Consider the following 1,071-nt stretch of genomic DNA (forward strand, 5'->3'; position numbering starts at 1 on the left):
CCTAGGTGTATTGACCCGCAGGGTTGTTCACACGGCTGATGGGCGGGTGGCCGCCGAGTGCGGTGTGGCAGCGGTGGTGGTTGTAGGTGTGGAGGAAGTCTGCCAGGGCTTGGGTCCGCTCGTCGTTCGTCTGGTAGGGCCGCTGGTAGGCCCATTCGTCGAGCAGGGTGCGGTTGAAGCGTTCGACCTTGCCGTTGGTCTGCGGCCGGTAGATGCGGGTGAGCTTGCCGGCCGCGCCGAGGTCGGCGAGTGCCTGCCGCCAGGCGAAGCTCTTGCGGTAGGGCCAGGCGTTGTCCGTCAGGACGCGCTCGATCCGGTCGATGCCGCAGGTGGCGAAGAAGGCTGCGGCCCGGGTCAGGAAGGCCGCACAAGTGGTGGCCTTCTCGTCGCTGAGGACTTCGCTGTAGGCCAGGCGGCTGTGGTCGTCGACGGCGGAGTGGATGTAGTCGAAACCCATGCGGTTGCGGGTGGCGCGGCCGGCCTGGCGGCCCAGGACTTTGTGGCCGCCGCCGTCGGGGATCCGGCCGAGTTTCTTGACGTCGACGTGGATCAGTTCGCCCGGCCGGGCTCGTTCGTAGCGGCGGATGACCTGGCCGGTGGGCCGGTCCAGGAAGGCCAGCCGGTTCAGGGCGTGGCGGACCAGGATGCGGTGCACGGTGGAGGCGGGCAGGCCCAGGGCAGGGCCGATGCGGGCCGGCCCGAGCTTGCGTGTCTGGCGCAGTCGGCAGACGCGGGCCTCCACGGTTGCCGCGGTGCGGTGCGGCGTCGTGCGCGGCCTGCTGGAACGGTCGGCGAGGCCCGCTTCGCCCTCGGTTCGCCAGCGGCGGATCCACTTGTGAGCCGTGGCGCGGGAGATGCCCATCTCGGCGGCCACATGAGCAACCGGGCGGCCCGAGCGGACACGCTCGACCAGCAACCGCCTGCCGTGAACCGTCAGCCGGGCATTACGGTGGGACACGAAGACCTCCGTGCGGTGTGTTCCTAGACAGCTCCACCACATCGGAGGTCTTCGCTATGTTCAAGACCCACCGGTGTCAACAACGCTCGTGATCAATACACCTAGGGCCTGTC

Annotated in this window: 1 protein-coding gene; it reads right to left on the reverse strand. The window is 68.9% G+C overall.

The window, feature by feature from the left end:
- Position 1: 1 nt before the first annotated feature.
- Positions 2-958 (reverse strand): IS481 family transposase, encoded by a 957-nt coding sequence (locus tag ACFYU0_RS35365; protein WP_389306529.1) that lies wholly within the window; start codon positions 956-958, stop codon positions 2-4.
- Between the last annotated feature and the right edge of the window lie 113 nt (positions 959-1,071).

Source organism: Streptomyces sp. NPDC003720 (assembly GCF_042875075.1).
Classification (GTDB): domain Bacteria; phylum Actinomycetota; class Actinomycetes; order Streptomycetales; family Streptomycetaceae; genus Streptomyces.